The sequence below is a fragment of the Stenotrophomonas sp. MH181796 genome (genome assembly GCF_009659995.1).
GTDB lineage: Bacteria > Pseudomonadota > Gammaproteobacteria > Xanthomonadales > Xanthomonadaceae > Stenotrophomonas > Stenotrophomonas riyadhensis.
This window is the reverse complement of record NZ_RAHU01000010.1, coordinates 32,799-49,518: the sequence shown is the minus strand read 5'-3', so window position 1 is coordinate 49,518 and position 16,720 is coordinate 32,799. Positions and strand designations below refer to the sequence as shown.

14 protein-coding genes are annotated in these 16,720 nt (G+C 67.1%); 10 read left to right on the top strand and 4 right to left on the bottom strand.

Annotation, left to right across the window (positions count from 1 at the left end):
• Nucleotides 1–36 precede the first annotated feature (36 nt).
• The gene (locus tag D5301_RS22270; RefSeq protein WP_228756488.1) at nucleotides 37–456 is read right to left on the bottom strand and encodes a hypothetical protein; all 420 of its coding nucleotides are present in this window, start codon (nucleotides 454–456) and stop codon (nucleotides 37–39) included.
• A gap of 346 nt (nucleotides 457–802) precedes the next feature.
• Here D5301_RS22270 and D5301_RS22265 point away from each other — a divergent pair, with 346 nt between their 5' ends.
• The 3 genes from D5301_RS22265 (at nucleotide 803) to D5301_RS22255 (ending at nucleotide 4,324) form a co-directional block, all read left to right on the top strand.
• Nucleotides 803–2,338 carry an MASE1 domain-containing protein gene (locus D5301_RS22265; RefSeq protein WP_153856956.1) on the top strand — a complete coding sequence of 512 codons (1,536 nt, stop codon included), beginning with the start codon at nucleotides 803–805 and terminating at the stop codon, nucleotides 2,336–2,338.
• A 95-nt stretch (nucleotides 2,339–2,433) separates the two neighbouring features.
• Nucleotides 2,434–3,777, top strand: a complete 1,344-nt coding sequence (locus tag D5301_RS22260) for a diguanylate cyclase (protein ID WP_153856921.1) — start codon at nucleotides 2,434–2,436, stop codon at nucleotides 3,775–3,777.
• Nucleotides 3,778–3,862: 85 nt separating this feature from the next.
• Nucleotides 3,863–4,324, top strand: a complete 462-nt coding sequence (locus tag D5301_RS22255; RefSeq protein WP_153856920.1) for a bacteriohemerythrin — start codon at nucleotides 3,863–3,865, stop codon at nucleotides 4,322–4,324.
• On the opposite strand, the gene D5301_RS22250 is transcribed toward D5301_RS22255, so the two are convergent.
• Nucleotides 4,305–5,597, bottom strand: coding sequence for an MFS transporter (locus D5301_RS22250; RefSeq protein ID WP_324187379.1), 1,293 nt, complete (start codon nucleotides 5,595–5,597; stop codon nucleotides 4,305–4,307). The two genes, D5301_RS22255 and D5301_RS22250, sit on opposite strands and share 20 nt — an antisense overlap.
• A 156-nt stretch (nucleotides 5,598–5,753) precedes the next feature.
• On the opposite strand from D5301_RS22250, the gene D5301_RS22245 reads away from it, so the two are divergent.
• The gene (locus tag D5301_RS22245; protein ID WP_153856918.1) at nucleotides 5,754–6,395 is read left to right on the top strand and encodes a hypothetical protein; all 642 of its coding nucleotides are present in this window, start codon (nucleotides 5,754–5,756) and stop codon (nucleotides 6,393–6,395) included.
• A gap of 153 nt (nucleotides 6,396–6,548) precedes the next feature.
• Here D5301_RS22245 and D5301_RS22240 read toward each other — a convergent pair whose 3' ends face one another.
• A complete protein-coding gene (locus D5301_RS22240; protein ID WP_153856917.1) occupies nucleotides 6,549–8,045 on the bottom strand; it encodes an aldehyde dehydrogenase in 1,497 nt (498 codons plus the stop codon).
• Between the two features lie 104 nt (nucleotides 8,046–8,149).
• Here D5301_RS22240 and D5301_RS22235 point away from each other — a divergent pair, with 104 nt between their 5' ends.
• From D5301_RS22235 to D5301_RS22210, 6 genes are all read left to right on the top strand, one after another.
• Nucleotides 8,150–9,502: an aspartate aminotransferase family protein gene (locus tag D5301_RS22235; protein ID WP_153856916.1), complete on the top strand. Its 1,353-nt coding sequence runs from the start codon at nucleotides 8,150–8,152 to the stop codon at nucleotides 9,500–9,502.
• Nucleotides 9,503–9,565: 63 nt separating this feature from the next.
• Nucleotides 9,566–10,444 carry a plasmid replication/partition related protein gene (locus D5301_RS22230; RefSeq protein ID WP_153856915.1) on the top strand — a complete coding sequence of 293 codons (879 nt, stop codon included), beginning with the start codon at nucleotides 9,566–9,568 and terminating at the stop codon, nucleotides 10,442–10,444.
• Between the two features lie 118 nt (nucleotides 10,445–10,562).
• Nucleotides 10,563–11,849, top strand: coding sequence for a DUF445 family protein (locus tag D5301_RS22225; RefSeq protein ID WP_153856914.1), 1,287 nt, complete (start codon nucleotides 10,563–10,565; stop codon nucleotides 11,847–11,849).
• Nucleotides 11,850–12,095: 246 nt separating this feature from the next.
• On the top strand, nucleotides 12,096–12,410 hold the full coding sequence (locus D5301_RS24315) for a DUF3649 domain-containing protein (RefSeq protein ID WP_164162308.1): 315 nt from the start codon (nucleotides 12,096–12,098) through the stop codon (nucleotides 12,408–12,410).
• Nucleotides 12,407–14,044: a PepSY-associated TM helix domain-containing protein gene (locus tag D5301_RS22215; protein ID WP_110711749.1), complete on the top strand. Its 1,638-nt coding sequence runs from the start codon at nucleotides 12,407–12,409 to the stop codon at nucleotides 14,042–14,044. Before D5301_RS24315 ends, D5301_RS22215 begins: the two co-directional genes overlap by 4 nt.
• Nucleotides 14,041–14,370 (top strand): DUF3325 domain-containing protein, encoded by a 330-nt coding sequence (locus D5301_RS22210; RefSeq protein ID WP_153856912.1) that lies wholly within the window; start codon nucleotides 14,041–14,043, stop codon nucleotides 14,368–14,370. Before D5301_RS22215 ends, D5301_RS22210 begins: the two co-directional genes overlap by 4 nt.
• 120 nt (nucleotides 14,371–14,490) lie before the next feature.
• Here D5301_RS22210 and rlmKL read toward each other — a convergent pair whose 3' ends face one another.
• Nucleotides 14,491–16,629 (bottom strand): bifunctional 23S rRNA (guanine(2069)-N(7))-methyltransferase RlmK/23S rRNA (guanine(2445)-N(2))-methyltransferase RlmL, encoded by a 2,139-nt coding sequence (gene rlmKL, locus D5301_RS22205; RefSeq protein ID WP_049423319.1) that lies wholly within the window; start codon nucleotides 16,627–16,629, stop codon nucleotides 14,491–14,493.
• Nucleotides 16,630–16,720 lie beyond the last annotated feature (91 nt).

Here is a 16,720-nt window from a genome sequence, read left to right as displayed (position 1 = left end):
AAGCAAGCCACAGGCAGGCCACCTGTACTCAGCCCCTCATTTGTTACTGACCTCGCGCTCGACGGACCAGACTGCCCCACGCCCCTCTCCATAGACGACCAGAGAAAAATCAGGCCCGCGGAAGACAACGCTGCGGCGAGCATTCTTCGGTATCGCCAAAGGCTTGGACGGCAACGACACGCGAGCTACGGTCTTGCCGGCCGGCAATGCCCAGAACGTCGATTCGATGTTGGCAACGATCAGATTGACCTGGCCGGTCAGATCATTGACCTGGTAGTACGACACTCCATCCCGCTCGAATGCGTAGACAAGCCATGCGGGATCTGAACTCAGATCAAGCGCCGCAGGCTGGCTCTCACCCAACCCAGCCGTTGCCAGTGGTACACCCTGCCCTCCGCCCGGACAGCAGGCAAACGACAGCGCAGGAACGACCAGCAGCGCAGCAGCGGCGCTCAACTTCGACAACCGGGAAAATCTCACAGGCATCTCCATGATTGAAATGTGGACAACATCAAGGCAACACAGGCGCGGCCTTGGCAGATAGTGCAATATCCCCTGAGTGCCCCCCTGGCGACGTGAACAATCTCAGGACACGCTTCCCTGTCAGCATATTTGCGCCGCTCACAACCCCGCCGTTCGCATCACTCGCCCTACGTGGATACGGACAACGGCGGAGTTTCTGCCAATACCGTTGCACACCCCGCGAAGTACCGCTACTTTCGCCGCTGGACCGTTACCGCCCCGAGGGAATGTGAGCGTTGCTCGCGTACCAGCCCATCCGAGATGGAGCGCCGTGAAGAACATGGCACTAGCCGGCATTCCAGTGCACCCGGCCGGGCTTCTCTTGGCTGCCGCGTACGCTATTGCCTGCGTTTCCGCCCGACAGTTTTCCCTGGACCAGTTTTTCCTTCCCGCCGGTATCCGCGTGGCAGCGCTTTTGATCGTTCCACAACGCCGATGGCCTTATGTACTGCTGGGAGAATTGGGCTACTTCGCATATCTGCGCATCCCTACGATCGACGAGTACGGTCTGGAATGGGTCATCCTGGCGTCCACGCTGCTGATGCCGATGGCGATGCTGGTAGTTCACCTCCATCTGAGAAAAGCCATATCCGAGGCAGCCACCGGATTCTGGCTGCTGTCCCTTTCAATCTCGGCAGCGGTTGCCGTTACCGGCCTCAACCTGAGCCTTTCTCGCCTGCTGTGGCCAGTTCCTCCCCCGGACACCCTGCTGGATGCTGCCGAAAGAGTCGTATTTGGTCATTTTGCCGCGATCATTACCATGGCCCCCCTGGCCCTTCTGTGGGCCCGGCGGCGCTCCGCTTCTCCATGGCAGAAGACGTTGCTCGCTCCATCCCTCGCGGCCATCGCCCTGATGCTGGGGCTGGGGCTGTGCATGCAGCTGATTTCGACGGATGCCCATTCGACCCGTACCCACCTTGTGCTGCTGGCGGCACTCCCCGCCATCGCTCTGACCTTCATGCATGGATGGCGTGGCGCCGCCATCGCGATTCCACTGTTGAACCTTCCACTTCATTTCGCCACTCCCAGCACCGGCCTACCGGCCTCGTTCGATCTGGGCACGTTTTCCACCCAGCAGAACATGGCGGTGATGAGTGTCGCGCTGCTCGCGCTCGGGTCCAGCATCAGCTACCACCATCAGCGCGCCCGGTCCCGCGGCCTGGCCGAAGAAACGACGCTGCGCCTGGCACGCAGTTCCCACCAGACCAGCGAGCGGGAGCTGCGTGAACGGGCCGTCCACCTGAAGCATCTGAGCGACGGCATGGACAGCTCGCTCGTTGAAATGGTCAGCTGGCTGAAGGCTCAGGGCCATCATGCAGTGGCGAACAGCCTGCAACACGCTTCATCCGTGCACTCACGGCTGTTCCGTGAACAGGCCAGCCTGGTCTATCCCACCGGACTGGAGCAGGTGGGGCTGTACATCGCCCTGCAAGCCGGTGGTGCATGCGAAATCTGGAACAACACGCACCGCGTCATTCCGCCCAGGCTGGCGGGCAACCCCTGCCTGCTGACCGTGGATCTGCAACTGGCCATTTACCGCTCCCTGATCGAGGCGGTGTCGCTGCTGCTGGAGCTGGAGACCGGGCAGGTCTGCGTGCGCGCCCGAAGTGGCCGCGCGGGCGGACGTCGCGGCATCGTTGCCGTAGTGAGCCTGCTCGACCGTGACTGCACGCTGTCGACACGCACCACCCAACAGGCCGTCGAGCGTCTGGCCGGACGGATGCTTGCCTACGGCGGAACGGTCCACTGCCGGAGCAACCGCCTGCGACTGGTCCTGCATGAATCGATCACCCACGCCTCGCCAGCGGCGGCCTGACACGGGATCTGGCCCGGCGCGCAACGTTCGCCGCTAAAGTTACACCCGAAACCGCCGCTATCCGTGCCGAGCCCTCCCTCGTGAGCCACCGCATCATGCCCGTCCTGCCGCAGGCCGCCGTCGATGGCGACCTGGCCGATCCGTTGCCACAGCGGATCCTGCTGGTCGAAAATTCCCGTGCCTTTACCGGCATGCTGCGCGAAGCCATCGAGCAACGCCTGGAACTGCCGGTGGTGATCGCCTCCACCCTGGCCGAGGCCGATCGCCTGCTGAGCGAGGATGGCGGCTGGTTCCTGGTGCTGACCGGGTTGGTGCTGGCCGACGGCGACCGCGATGCAGTGGTCGAGTTCTTCCTCAAGCGCGGTCTGCCCACCGTGGTGGTCAGCAGCGTCTACGACGAAGACCTGCGCAAGCGCGTGCTGCAGCAGCAGATCATCGACTACGTACTGAAGAACACCCCCGGCAGCATCGACTACCTGGTGTGGCTGGTGCAACGGCTGGAACGCAACCGCCGCATCGCGGCGCTGGTGGTGGACGATTCCCCGTCCGCGCGCGGCTATGCCGCCGCCCTGCTGCGCATGTACGGCCATGAGGTGCACGAAGCGGCCGATGGCAACGAGGGCCTGGCCGCGATCGAGGCGCATCCGGCGATCCGCCTGGCGGTGGTCGACCAGGAAATGCCGGGCATGCAGGGCGTGGAATTCACCCGCCGCCTGCGCACCCTGCGCTCGCGCGACAAGGTGGCGGTGATCGGTATCTCCGGCAACACCGACACTTCGCTGATCCCGCGCTTCCTGAAGAACGGTGCCAACGACTTCCTGCGCAAGCCATTCTCGCGCGAGGAATTCTTCTGCCGGGTCTCGCAGAACGTGGACCAGCTGGAACTGATCGGCACCCTGCAGGATCTGGCCACCCGAGACTTCCTTACCGGCCTGCCCAACCGCCGCTGCTTCCTGGAACAGAGCCAGCGCCAGCTGCCGCAGCTGCAGCTGCATGGCCAGTGCGCGGCGGTGGCGATGATCGACATCGACCACTTCAAGCACATCAACGATACCCATGGCCACGAAGCCGGCGACGATGCGCTGCGTGCGGTGGCCGGTGCGGTGGCCGCGCATGCACGCAGCCAGGACCTGATCGCACGCTTCGGTGGCGAGGAGTTCTGCCTGCTGGTGCCGGACATGGAACAGGACGAGGCACTGCAGTACTTCGAGGAGCTGCGCCAGCGCATCGCCGCACTGGAAGTGGACATTGGCACCGCGACGCTTCGCATGACGGTCAGCATCGGCCTGTGCTGCCTGCGCCCGCAGCGTGATGCGCTGCACCGGCTGATCTCCGAGGCCGATCGCCAGCTGTACCTGGCCAAGGCTGGCGGCCGCAACCGGGTCAGCTGCACCACCGTGGCCAGCCCGCTGCGCCCGCGCGAGCCTGCCCTGCCCTGACCGGCGCGCTTTGATCCAGATCAACGCCACCACCGCGTGGCGGATCTACAGTCGGCCCCGACATACGCATGAAGGGGAGCCGGGGATGGCACTACTGGTCTGGCAGGACGATCTGAACATCGGCATCGAGGTGATCGATCAGCAACATCGCCGCATCATCGAGATGCTCAACCACCTGCACGTGGCCCAGGCCAGCATGCAGCGCGCGGCGGTGGGTGAAGTGATCGACGAGGTGGTGGACTACACCATGTCGCACTTCGCGTTCGAAGAAGAGCTGATGGAAGAAGCGGGCTACCCGTTCTGTGCCGCGCACAAGCGCGTGCATGAGGTCTTCATCAAGCGGGTATCGGAATACCGCATGCGCTTCCAGGCCGGCGAGGACATCAGCGACGAACTACGCACCATGCTCTCGCGCTGGCTGTTCAACCACATCCGCGGTGATGACCAGGCCTATGCCGAACAGGTCAAGGCGCACCTGAACCAGTTCGCCCGCGAGCACCAGGGTGGCGGTTGGCTGGGGCGTACGCTCAAGCGCTTCTTTGGTTGAGCCGCAGGGCGCGCCGGTGCAGTGCCACCAGCGCGCACAGGGTCGCCACCGCAGTCAGACACAGGTAGTAGCCGACCGCGACCAGACCGAAGCGTTCGGCCAGCCAGGTGGCCAGGTACGGCGCCGGTGCCGCACCGAGAATGCCGGCCAGATTGAATGACAGCGAGGCGCCGGTGTAGCGCACCTCCACCGGATAGATCTCGGCCAGGAAGGTGCCACAGGGGCCGTAGGTCAGACCCATCAGGAACAGGCCCAGGCACAGGAAGGCCGTGACCAGCCACGGGCTGTGCGGCTGGAACAGCGGCGCGAACAGCACACCGAAGCCGACGATCAGTACGCTGGCGACAATCATCGTGCGCCGCGTGCCCCAACGGTCGCCATAGCGCGCCGACAGTGGGATGCCCAGCGCGAAGAACAGCATGCCGGCCATCTGCATCAGCAGGAACTGCTCGCGGCTGTAGCCCAGCACCGCGGTGCCGTGGCCGAGGCTGAACACCGTCATCAGGTAGAACAGCACGAAGGTGGCGAACGCACCCAGCGTGCCGAGCAGCATCGGTACCGGGTGGTCACGCAGTACCGTCCACATCGGCAGCCGCACCGGCGCCTTGCGCTCCAGCGCCTTCTTGAAGTCCGGCGTCTCGTGGATGTTCAGGCGCACCCACAGGCCAAGGCCGACCAGCAGTGCGCTGGCCACGAACGGGATACGCCAGCCCCACTGCAGGAAGTCATCCTGGCTCAGGCAGCGGCCGAGCACCAGGAAAATGCCGGCCGACAGCAGGAAGCCGAGCGGCGCACCCAGCTGCGGGAACATGCCGTACCAGGCACGTTTGCCCGGCGGTGCGTTCTCGGTGGCCAGCAGCACTGCCCCACCCCACTCGCCGCCCAGCCCCAAGCCCTGGCCGAAGCGGCACAGCGCCAACAGCGCGGGGGCCCACAGGCCAATCTGCGCGTGGGTCGGCAGCAAACCGATCAGCACCGTGGACAGGCCCATGGTCAGCAACGCGGCGACCAGGGTGGCCTTGCGGCCGATGCGGTCGCCGAAATGGCCGAACACCGCCGAGCCGACCGGCCGCGCGATGAACGCCACCGCGAAGGTCGCCAGTGACTGCAACAGGGCCGCCTGTTCGCTGCTGTCCGGGAAGAACAGGTGTGGGAACACCAGCACCGCGGCCGTGGCGTAGATGTAGAAATCGAAGAATTCGATGGTGGTGCCGACCAGGCTGGCCAGCAGGACACGGCGGGGGGAGTTCACGGGCGGCGCGGCAGCGGTGATCGTCGACATCGGCAACACGGGTAACGGCGGATCGCCCGATTCTGCCACGGGCTGGTGGCCGCACGGGGCGATGGTTTCAGCCGACACCGATGCCAACGAAATTTTTCGGGCGTCCGGCTAGGCTGCGCCACCGGTCCCTGCATGGATGCTTTGCCGATGGATGCAGTCACACTGTCGTGGTCCGATTCGCCGAAGCTGCCGCGCATGGCGGCGTGGCTGGTGGTACTGCTGGTGCATGGATTGATGGCGCTGTGGCTGCTGGGCAGCGGCAGGATCATGCTGCGCAGTGATGACGACGCAAGGATCTCGCTGCGCTGGCTGCCACCGGAACCGCCGACGCTGGCGCCTTTACAGCCTACCCTGCGCTCCGCACCGGTGACGCGTCCGTCCGCGTCGGCGATGCCACGTCCTGCCCCGGCTGCCCAGACAGATTCCCCCCTACCAGCCGCAGAGGAAACGGTCGTTGCGGCGCCGCTGATCCTGGGCCTCCCGGCGGGCAGCATCGACGGTGGCGACGGCATCAGCGCTGCGGGTGTCGCTCCGCGCCTTATTGGTCACCGCGAGATACACCCGGCATTCGCGCCGCGCCGCAATTACTTCCGGATCCGCCGGCAGATGACGCCGGAGCAGATCGTGCATGGCGTAGCGCAACTGCTGGGTTTGTGGCCACCGGGATACATTGTCGACCCGTGTGAGCTGGGCCGGCAGGACATGGATTACTTCCAGAATGCCGTCGAAGAAGCCGACCGCGACATGCTGCGTGTGGCAGTGCTGCAGGTGAGTGCCCGCTGCCGGTAGCTCGACAGCTGTCTTCCTTCTGTAGAGTCGAGCAAGGCTCGACTGCTCTTCGCGAAAAGCAGCCGAGCATGGCTCGGCTCTACCGAAGAACGAAAAGTAGTCGAGCAAGGCTCGACTCTACAAAGAGCGAACAGCGGTCAAGCAGCCGCGTCGTTACAACTGGATCCAGGTGGCCTTGATCTCGCTGTACTTGTCGAAGGCGTGCAGCGATTTGTCGCGGCCGTTGCCGGACTGCTTGTAACCACCAAACGGTGCGGTCATGTCGCCGCCATCCCAGCCGTTCACCCAGACGCTGCCGGCGCGCAGCTGGCGCGCAACCCGATGCGCGCGGCCCAGATCGCGTGTCCAGAGACCGGCGGCCAGTCCGTAGCGGCTGTCGTTGGCCACGCGCACGGCTTCGGCCTCGTCGTCGAAACCGAGCACCGCCAGCACCGGCCCGAACACTTCCTCGCGTGCCAAGGCCTGCCCCGGGCGCACCTGGTCGAACACCGTCGGCTGCACATAGCTGCCACCCGCCTCCACCTCGGCACGATGCCCGCCCAGCAGCAGGCGGGCACCTTCAGCTTCGGCGCGTGCGATATCCCGCATCACCTTGTCCAGATGCGCGGCGTCCACCAGCGCGCCCATCGGCGCGTCGGCGTCCAGCGGATGCTGCGGCTGCATGTGCTGGCCATAAGCAACCACCTGGTGCACGAAATCCTCACGGATCGAGCGCTGCACCAGCAAGCGCGACCCGGCGGTACAGACTTCGCCCTGGTTGAAGAAGATGCCCTGCGCCACGGTCTTGGCCGCCGCGTCCAGATCGGGAGCGTCGGCGAACACCACGTGCGGGCTCTTGCCGCCGCATTCCAGCCAGACCCGCTTGAGGTTGGATCGCCCGGAATACTCCAGCAGCTTCGCGCCGGTGGCAGTGGAACCGGTGAACGCCAACACATCCACGTCCATGTGCAGGGCCAGCGGTTCGCCGACGCGCGCGCCATGGCCCGGCAGCACGTTCAGCACGCCCTCCGGCAGGCCCGCCTCGGCGGCCAGCGCCGCCAGCCGCAGCGCACTCAGCGGCGACCGCTCCGAAGGCTTGAGCACCACCGAGTTGCCCATCGCCAGCGCCGGCGCGATCTTCCAACAGGCCATCAGCAACGGGAAATTCCACGGCACGATGGCCGCCACCACGCCCGCGGCCTCGCGGGTGACCAGTCCGAGTTCGTGCGGGCCAGTCGGCGCGATCTCGCCATACAGTTTGTCCACCGCTTCGGCGGTCCAGCTCAGGCAGCGCACCACACCGGGCAGGTCGATACGGCGCGCGTCACGCACCGGCTTGCCCATGTCCAGGGTTTCCAGCAGCGCCAGCTCATCGGCGTGCTTCTCCACCAGCGCGGCCAGCGCCAGCAACACGCGCTTGCGATGCGCCGGGCTCGCCTGCGACCAGTGGCCCGCCTCGAAGCTGCGCCGCGCGGCCAGTACCGCGCGCTCGACATCCTGCGCGTCGCAGTCGGCAACCGCGCCCAGCACGCGACCATCGATCGGGCTGATGCAGTCGAAGCGGGCGCCGCTGGCGGCATCGACATAACGGCCATCGATGAAGGCCTGGCCCGGCATCGAGAGCTGAAGGGACAGCGCCTGCCAGTGGCTGCGGTCGGGGAAATCGGCCATGGGACGCTCCAGCGGTCAACGAGCCTTGGTTATACCGGGACCGCCGCGACTCCACCGTGACGCGGCTGCGCTACATTCGTCGCATCGGACCCGATGGAGCTGGCATGAAGCGTCCCGAAAGCGACCTGCACGACCTGGCCACCCAGCGTCCCGAGTCACTGGACGCGTACTGGATGCCGTTCACCGCCAACCGCCAGTACAAGGCCGCGCCGCGCCTGCTGGTACGCGCCGAAGGCATGCACTACGAGGACGTCGACGGCCGCCAGATCCTCGACGGCACCGCCGGCCTGTGGTGCTGCAACGCCGGCCACGCCCGCCCGCGCATCGTTGAGGCCATCGTCGAGCAGGCACGTACCCTCGACTATTCGCCGGCCTTCCAGATGGGCTCGCCGCCGGCCTTCACGCTGGCGCAGCGGCTGGCCGCACTGGCGCCTGCCCCGCTCAACCATGTGTTCTTCACCAGCTCCGGCTCGGAGGCGGTGGATACCGCGATGAAAATCGTGCTGGCCTACCACCGCCAGCGTGGCGAGGGCCAGCGCACCCGCTTCATCAGCCGCGAGAAGGCCTACCACGGAGTGGGCTTCGGCGGCATGGCACTGGGTGGACTGCCCAACAACCGCAGGGCGTTCGGCCTGCAGCTGGGCGGCGTGGACTACCTGCGGCATACCCTGGACCTGCCGCGCAATGCGTTCAGCAGGGGCCTGCCACGTCAGGGCGCCGAGCTGGCCGACGACCTGGAACGGCTGATCGCGCTGCACGACGCCTCTACCATCGCGGCGGTGTTCGTCGAGCCCATTGCCGGTTCCGCCGGAGTGATCCTGCCCGCGCCGGGCTACCTGCAGCGCCTGCGCGAGCTGTGCGACCACCACGGCATCCTGCTGGTGTTCGACGAGGTCATCACCGGCTTCGGCCGGGTCGGCATGCCCTTCGCCGCGCAGCGCTTCGGAGTCACTCCGGACCTGCTGACCTTCGCCAAGGCGGTCAGCAACGGCGCGGTACCGCTGGGTGGCGTGCTGGCCAGCGACGCCGTGCATGCAACCCTGATGCAGGCACCGCCACAGGCCATCGAGCTGTTCCATGGCTATACCTACTCGGGGCATCCGCTGGCCTGTGCGGCGGCGCTGGCCACGCTGGAGGTCTATGCCGAGGAGCGCCTGTTCGAGCGTGCCATAGAGCTGGGCGAATACTGGCAGGAACGCCTGCATGCGCTGCAGGGCCTGCCCAACGTGATCGACATCCGCAACTTCGGGCTGGTCGGCGCGGTCGAGCTGGCACCACGCCGCGATGCCCCCGGCAGCCGTGGCTACGAGGTGTTCCGGCGCTGCTTCCACGACGGCCGGCTACTGGTGCGCTGTACCGGCGACATCATCGCGCTGTCGCCGCCGCTGATCGTGGACAAGGCACAGATCGACCAGATCACCGGCACCCTGGGCGAGATGATCCGGGCCACCGCCTGAGCCCGGGCCGGCGGTGGCGAGCGGGTACAATGGGCGGTTCCGCTCCTGCTCGCTGCCGTGCCCATGGATATCGTCGTCAAAGAAGAACTCAAGGCCTACATCGACCCGCTGACCGCGGACGAACATGACGCGCTGGAGCGCAGCATCCTGGCCGAAGGCTGCCGCGATGCGCTGGTGCTGTGGGGTGACGTGCTGGTCGATGGCCACAACCGTTTCGGCATCTGCCAGAAGCACGGCCTGCCGTTCAATACCGTGCAGAACACCCGCTTCCAGAGCATGGAAGACGTGCACCTGTGGATGATCGAGCAGCACCTGGGCCGCCGCAGCGTGTCCGATTTCCAGCGCGGTGTGCTGGCGCTGCGCAAGCGCGACATCCTGGCCGCCCGCAAGCAGATCGAGCAGGCGCAGCTGCAGCGCGAGAGCGATGGCACCGCCGAAGCCGTCGAGGACGCGGGTGAGGACAGCCCGCCGTGGGAGCCGGCACCGAAGATCAGCCGCGCCGAGCTGGCCCGCGAGGCCAAGCTGAGCACCAGCCAGGTCGGCATGATCGAACGCATCCACGCCCAGGCCGCGGCCGAGGTGGTGGAAGCGGTGAAGGCCGGCGTGATCTCGATCAGCGCCGCTGCTGCCGTGGCCGACCTGCCGGAAGACGAGCAGCGCGCCGCTGCCGCCGGTGGCAAGGATGAGCTGAAGCAGGCCGCCAAGCGCGTGCGGGAGTCCAAGCGCAAGCCGCGCGCACCGAAGCCGGAAGCAGCCGAGATGGACTTCGAGGAAGCGGACGAAGAGCAGATCGCCAGCCGCGACGCCGAGGTGCTGTCGGCACTGGAGCAGCTGGGCGAGGATGCGCCGGCGCTGCGCCGCCGCGTGGTCGCGCTGACCCGCGAGAACGACACCCTGCGCGCGCAGCTGGCTGCGTTGCGCAAGCAACTCGAAGCGCTCTGAACCAGCGGGTAGTGCCGGCCGCTGGCCGGCAACCCCATGAACGTTCCGGGTGCGTTGCGGATGCCGGCCAGCGGTCGGCACTACCCGGTGCTCATCCGCTGGCAGGTAGACTTCCGGCATGACGCCTGCCAACGATCCGCGCCGCGCTCAGCTGCAGCGCCTGAAAGCCCTCGCGCTGGGACTGCTGCTGTTGATGCTGGCCGGTTTCGCGGTCAGCCACTGGCAGGGCGAGCGCGGCATCTGGGCCTGGGTTTCGGCGTTCTGCGAGGCCGCAGCCGTGGGCGCACTGGCCGACTGGTTCGCGGTCGTTGCCCTGTTCCGGCGGCCGATGGGCCTGCCGATCCCGCATACCGCGATCATCCCGCGCAGCAAGGAACGCATCGGCGACAGCCTGGCCCTGTTCGTGCGCGACCAGTTCCTTGAACCACAGGTGCTGCTGGCAAAGCTGCAGGTATTCGACCCGGCCAGCCGTCTCGGCAGTTGGCTGGCCGACCCTGCACGGTCGCGGATGCTGGCCGACATGGCCCGCGGCTGGGCCCTGCAGGCACTAGACTTCTTCGACGAAACCGCGGTGCGCCGGCAGCTGCATGCCTTCGTGGTGCAGCAGCTGCGGCAGTGGAATGCCGCCGCCACCGCCGGTGAGCTGCTGGCCCTGCTGACCGCCGATGGACGCCACCAGCGCGTGCTGGACGAGGGCCTGCAGCGGCTCGGCCGCTGGCTGGAACAGCCAGAGGTGAAGGAACGTGCCTCGCAGCTGATCGTGCGTTATATCCAGCGCGAATGGCCGACGCTGTCGAGCACGGTGAACTGGGTCAAGCCGATCGATGAGATCGGCGACAGCCTGGCCGAACGCCTGGCGCGGGCGGTGCTGGAAGAACTGCAGCAGGTACTGGCCGAGCCGCAGCATCCGCTGCGCCAGGACTACGAGACCTGGCTGCAGAACTACGTGCAGCGCCTGCGCGAGGACCCGGCCCTGGCCGAGCGCATCGAACAGCTCAAGCAGGAAATGATCGACCACCCCGCCCTGCAGGAGTATGTGCAGGGACTGTGGGCGCGCATCCATGCCGGCCTGCGCGCCGACCTGCAGCGCGAGGACTCGGCGCTGGTCGGCCACCTGCAGCGCAGCCTCGCCTCGCTGGGCAGCAGCCTGCAGGCCGACCCGGCCCTGCGCGAGGCCCTCAACCAGCACCTGCTGGAGGGCGCCCAGCGTCTGACCGGCCGCCTGCGCGAAGGCGTGACCACGCATATCGCGCAGACCGTGAAAAGCTGGGACGAACGGCACCTGGTCGAGCAGCTGGAACTGAGCGTGGGCCGCGACCTGCAGTTCATCCGCTTCAACGGCACCCTGGTGGGCGGGCTGATCGGCCTGCTGCTGCATGCGGCGACGGTGGTGTTCAGGTTCTAGGCCTCAGCGCGCCCTTCGGATCATCACGCTTGATTCATAAAATGCGAATGCCTATCATTTACTGATCGGTTGTACGCTTAGCCAATCGGGTGCGGAAGACGCACCCATCGCCCGTGTACATCCCCGACCTCTGGACTGCCCGTCTGCGCGGGCCGTGCTTCGTCGATGGGACACGCTGGGCGACATGCGCAGGGCGCAAGGGGGCCGCGGACGCGTTCCATCCCCTCTCCTACCTGCAGGAATGCCGTGGACCGCTCGCCCGCAACCGCCAGCCCCCGCACCTTTTTCTCCAACCCGCGCTGGGGCGTGCTGTCACGCTCGTTGGCCGCGATCTTCGGCGGTTACGCGCTGGCCTCGGTGACCAGCGTGTTCTGCGCCGTGGCCCTGCCTGGCGCACGTGGCCAGACCGTGCTGACCGGCATGCTGCTGGCCATCCTGGTCGCCGCCTGTGCGGCACTGTGGGCATTCGCCACCCGCAGCGCACTGCGCGCCTGGGTCGGTATCCTCGCGCCCGCGCTGCTGATGGCCGTCATTGCGCGCCTGCTGGGGGCCTGGGCATGAAGAACGGGTTCCGCCAGTCGATGGCCTGGCTGCACACCTGGACCGGCCTGCTGGTTGGCTGGTTGCTGCTGCTGATCTTCATGGCTGGCACGGCCAGCTACTACCGCGAGGAAATCAGCCGCTGGATGCGTCCGGAACTGCCGTCCAGCAACGTCAGCATCGACGTCGCCGCACAGCGCGCGGTGGACTACCTGCAGGCCAACGCCGCGCAGGCCGAGAACTGGTTCGTCACCCTGCCGCAGCCGCGCAACCCGGCCATGCAGATGTTCTGGCGGTTGCCACCGGAACTGGCCGATCCCAGCCGTGGCCGCCGTGGTGGCTTCGGTGATGCCACGCTGGACCCGAACACCGGCCAGGCACTGAAAGCGCGCGAGACCCGCGGCGGTGATTTCTTCTACCGCCTGCACTTCGACCTGCACTACATCCCGGTGCTGTGGGCCCGCTATCTGGTCGGCTTCTGCGCGATGTTCATGCTGGTGGCGATCATCACCGGTGTCATCACCCACAAGAAAATCTTCAAGGACTTCTTCACCTTCCGCAAAGACAAGGGCCTGCGTTCCTGGCTGGATTTCCACAACGTCAGCGCGGTGATGGCCCTGCCCTACCACGCGATGATCACCTACACCGGCATCGTCACGCTGATGATCATGTACCTGCCGTGGGGCGTGAAGGTGGCCTACCCGCAGGACGAGGACAAGTTCTTCTTCGAGGCCTTCGGCGGCATGCCGGAGGTGACCGCGCCGGCCGAAGGCCGCGCCACCCCGCTGCCGATCGCACAGCTGCTGGACAGCGCACGCGCGCATTGGCACGGCGTGGAGGTGGCCGGCTTCACCGTGTCCCATCCGGGCGCGGCCAATGCGGTGATCGACATCCGCCAGCGCGACGGCAAGCGCCTGTCCACCGACACACCGGCCGTGCGCTACAACATGATCACGGGTGCGCTGCTGGAAGAAACACCGCCTTCCGGTGGCGCCACCGCCACCCGCGGCGTGCTGTACGGCCTGCACCTGGCGCGCTTCGCCGACTGGGGCCTGCGCGCACTGTTCTTCCTGTCCGGCCTGGTCGGCTGCCTGATGGTGGCCAGCGGCGTGGTGCTGTGGGCAGTGAAGGAACGGCCCAAGCACGCCAAGAGTGGCCGCATCGGCTTCGGCCTGCGCCTGGTCGATGCGCTGAACATCGGCACCGTGGCCGGCCTGCCGATCGCCTTCGCCGCCTACTTCTGGGGCAACCGCCTGCTGCCGCTGGACATCGCCGAGCGCTCCAGCGCCGAAGCCAACGTGTTCTTCTACGCCTGGGGTGCGGCACTGCTGGCCGCCTTCATCTGGCCCAAGCGGATGATGTGGGCCTGGCAGCTGTACCTCGGTGCGGCGGCGTTCGCGCTGGTGCCGGTGGTCAATGCACTGACCACGCATGCGCACCTGGGCATCACCCTGCGCAACGGCGACTGGGTGCTGGCGGGCTTCGATCTGTCGATGATCGCGTTCGGCGCGATGCTGGCGCTGTGTGGCTGGCGCATGCAGCGCTGGACGCCACCGCTGTCTGCAGCCGAGAAGAAGAAGCGTGCTGCCGCCGCAGCGGCACCCAAGGCCCCGGTGGACGCTGTGGAAACCGCCGAAGCGGAGGCCAGCGCATGATGCTGCTGGCGTTGACCCTGTCGTTCTCTGCGTTCACCGCGTTGTCGCTGGCGATGGAGAAGCACCAGCACGATCTGCACGGCAAGGCTGCAGCCACCCCGGCACGGCGCACGCAGTGGCGGGTGCTGGGCTGGGTACTGCTGGCGGTAGCGTTCGCACTGTGCGTGGTCGACCACGGCTGGGCGATGGGCCCGGTGCTGTGGCTGGGCGTGATGACCGTCGGCGGCGTGGCGTTGTCGTTCGGGTTGTACCCGTACCGGCCGAAATGGATCGCGCCGCTGGCGATCGCGCTGCCCGTGACCGGGCTGCTGGTGGCGTTGCTGTAGCAGAGCCACCGGGGTCGGATCCCTTGCGCGCAGCGCAAGGGCTCTGACCCCGGGTACGTAGATCCGGATGGGGTCAGAGCCCCTGCGCTTCGCGCAGGGGATCCGACCCCGGGCATCGGCTTACCCCAACCGCTTCAGTTCCCACGCGCGGTGGATGCGCGCGTTGCGCTCGAAGTCCGGGCCGATGGTGCGCGCGGTGATCTCGCGGCACTGGGCGAATTCGGCGATGGCGTTCTCTTCCAGCTTGAAGCGTCGGAAGTTGTTGGAGAAGTACAGCACGCCACCCGGTGCCAGCCGCGCCACCGCCGCGCGCAGCAGCTTCAGTTGTTCGCGCTGCACGTCGAAGTCGTCGGCACGCGCGGAGTTGGAGAACGTCGGCGGATCGCAGAAGATCACGTCGTACTGGCCACGGTCGCCTTCCAGCCACGCCATCGCATCGGCCTGCACCAGCAGGTGCTGGTTGCCGCCCTGCCCGTTCAACGCCAGGTTGTCGTAGCACCACTGCAGGTAAGTGGCCGACAGGTCGACGCTGGTGGTGCTGGCGGCACCGGCCACCGCCGCCTGCACGCTGGCCACGCCGGTGTAGCAGAACAGGTTGAGGAAACGCTTGCCACGCGCCTGCTCGGCCATCATCCGGCGCAGCGGGCGGTGGTCGAGGAACAGACCGGTGTCCAGGTAGTCGAACAGGTTCACCTGCAGCAGCGCGTTGTTCTCGCGCACCACGATGAATTCGTCACGCTGCTCGAAACGGCCGTACTTGCTGCCGCCCTTGCCGCGCTCGCGCGACTTCATCGACACCTGTTCCGGCGGCACGCCGAATACTTCGCGCGCGGCCGCCAGCAGCTCGTTGCGGCGGCGGCGCACGTCGTTCTCCGGAATCGCCGCCGGTGCAGCGTATTCCTGCACATGCAGGAAGGTGCGGCGCTTGCCACCGTCTTCCTCGTAGACATCGATGGCCGCCGCGTACTCCGGCAGATCGGCATCGTAGGCGCGGAAGCAGGTGATGTCCTCGCGGGCGCGCCAGCTCTTGAACTTCTTCAGGTTCTTGCGCAGGCGGTTGGCCACCATCTGCGCGCCTTCGCTCAGTTCGCGCGGCTGCGCCGGGTCGCGGCCCGGCACGGCGATCGGGTCGCAGACGATCAGCGCGCATTCCAGCGCACCGTTGAACATCTGGTACTTCTTGCCTGCACGCAGGCCGGTGGCAAAGGCCAGTTCGTCGTTGCCGCACAGCAGGCTGGCGCGCCACTGCGGCACGGCCTTCTGCAGGGCGTTGCCGAGCGCGCGGTACAGCGCCGGATCAGCGGCCAGGCGCTCGTCGTACGGCGGGTTGCAGACCACCGCACCGATCTCCTGCTCCGGCGCGGCCAGGTCGGCCACATCGGCGCGGGTGAAGCGGATCGCGTGGGCAACACCAGCCACCTCGGCATTCTCGCGTGCCGCCTGGATCGCGGTCGGGTCGATGTCGCTGCCGTGGATGACCGGCTTCAGCGCGGCCAGGCCAGCCGCTTCGCGGTCACGCGCCTCGCTCTGGATGCTCTTCCAGGCCGCCTTGTCGAAGCCCAGCCAGCGGCTCGGCGGCAGGCTGCCATGGCGCATCAGGCCGGGAGCAACGTCGGCGGCCATCAGCGCGCCTTCAATCAGCAGCGTGCCGCTGCCGCACATCGGGTCCAGCAGGCCGCCACCGGCAGCGTGCAGGCGCGGCCACTGCGCGCGCAGCAGCAGCGCGGCGGCCAGGTTTTCCTTCAGCGGTGCCTCGTGGGCGGCGCCGCGCCAGCCACGGCGATGCAACGGGCCGCCGCCGAGGTCGATCGACAGCGAGGCGCGGCCTTTGCGCAGTGACAGGTTGACGCGCACATCCGGCAGGTCGGTGTTGACCGACGGGCGCTCCAGGCCTTCATCACGCATACGGTCGACGATGGCGTCCTTGATCCGCTGCGCGGCAAAGCGGGCATGGGTGATCTTGTCGCCCGACACATGCGCGTCCACCGCCAGGGTCATCTCCGGCTTGATGTGCTCGTGCCACGGCAGCGCACGCACGCCGTCGTACAGGGCCTGTTCGTCCGGGCAGTCGAACTCGTCGATCGGCCACAGCACGCGGCTGGCCAGGCGCGACCACATCACGATCCGCAGCGCCTGCTCCAGTTCGCCCTCGGCATTGACGCCGGCAATGGTGGCAGTGGCCTTGCCAAGGCCCAGGGCCGACAGTTCATCGGCAAGCAGGTATTCCAGGCCCTTGGCGCAGGAGACGAAGAATTTCACGGGATCGGTTCGCAGGTGGTCGGGCGCGGCACAGGGGCCGGGCCAGTCGGAAAGGAGGGCCGTAGGCACGGCCGGCAGGCCCGCGCCGGGG

What these genes read in the sequence shown, in the direction of transcription:
- D5301_RS22265 (WP_153856956.1), top strand. Translation starts at nt 803, where the DNA reads ATGGCACTAGCCGGCATTCCAGTGCACCCGGCCGGGCTTCTCTTGGCT.
- D5301_RS22260 (WP_153856921.1), top strand. Translation starts at nt 2,434, where the DNA reads ATGCCCGTCCTGCCGCAGGCCGCCGTCGATGGCGACCTGGCCGATCCG.
- D5301_RS22255 (WP_153856920.1), top strand. Translation starts at nt 3,863, where the DNA reads ATGGCACTACTGGTCTGGCAGGACGATCTGAACATCGGCATCGAGGTG.
- D5301_RS22245 (WP_153856918.1), top strand. Translation starts at nt 5,754, where the DNA reads ATGGATGCAGTCACACTGTCGTGGTCCGATTCGCCGAAGCTGCCGCGC.
- D5301_RS22240 (WP_153856917.1), bottom strand. Translation starts at nt 8,045, where the DNA reads ATGGCCGATTTCCCCGACCGCAGCCACTGGCAGGCGCTGTCCCTTCAG.
- D5301_RS22235 (WP_153856916.1), top strand. Translation starts at nt 8,150, where the DNA reads ATGAAGCGTCCCGAAAGCGACCTGCACGACCTGGCCACCCAGCGTCCC.
- D5301_RS22230 (WP_153856915.1), top strand. Translation starts at nt 9,566, where the DNA reads ATGGATATCGTCGTCAAAGAAGAACTCAAGGCCTACATCGACCCGCTG.
- D5301_RS22225 (WP_153856914.1), top strand. Translation starts at nt 10,563, where the DNA reads ATGACGCCTGCCAACGATCCGCGCCGCGCTCAGCTGCAGCGCCTGAAA.
- D5301_RS22215 (WP_110711749.1), top strand. Translation starts at nt 12,407, where the DNA reads ATGAAGAACGGGTTCCGCCAGTCGATGGCCTGGCTGCACACCTGGACC.
- D5301_RS22210 (WP_153856912.1), top strand. Translation starts at nt 14,041, where the DNA reads ATGATGCTGCTGGCGTTGACCCTGTCGTTCTCTGCGTTCACCGCGTTG.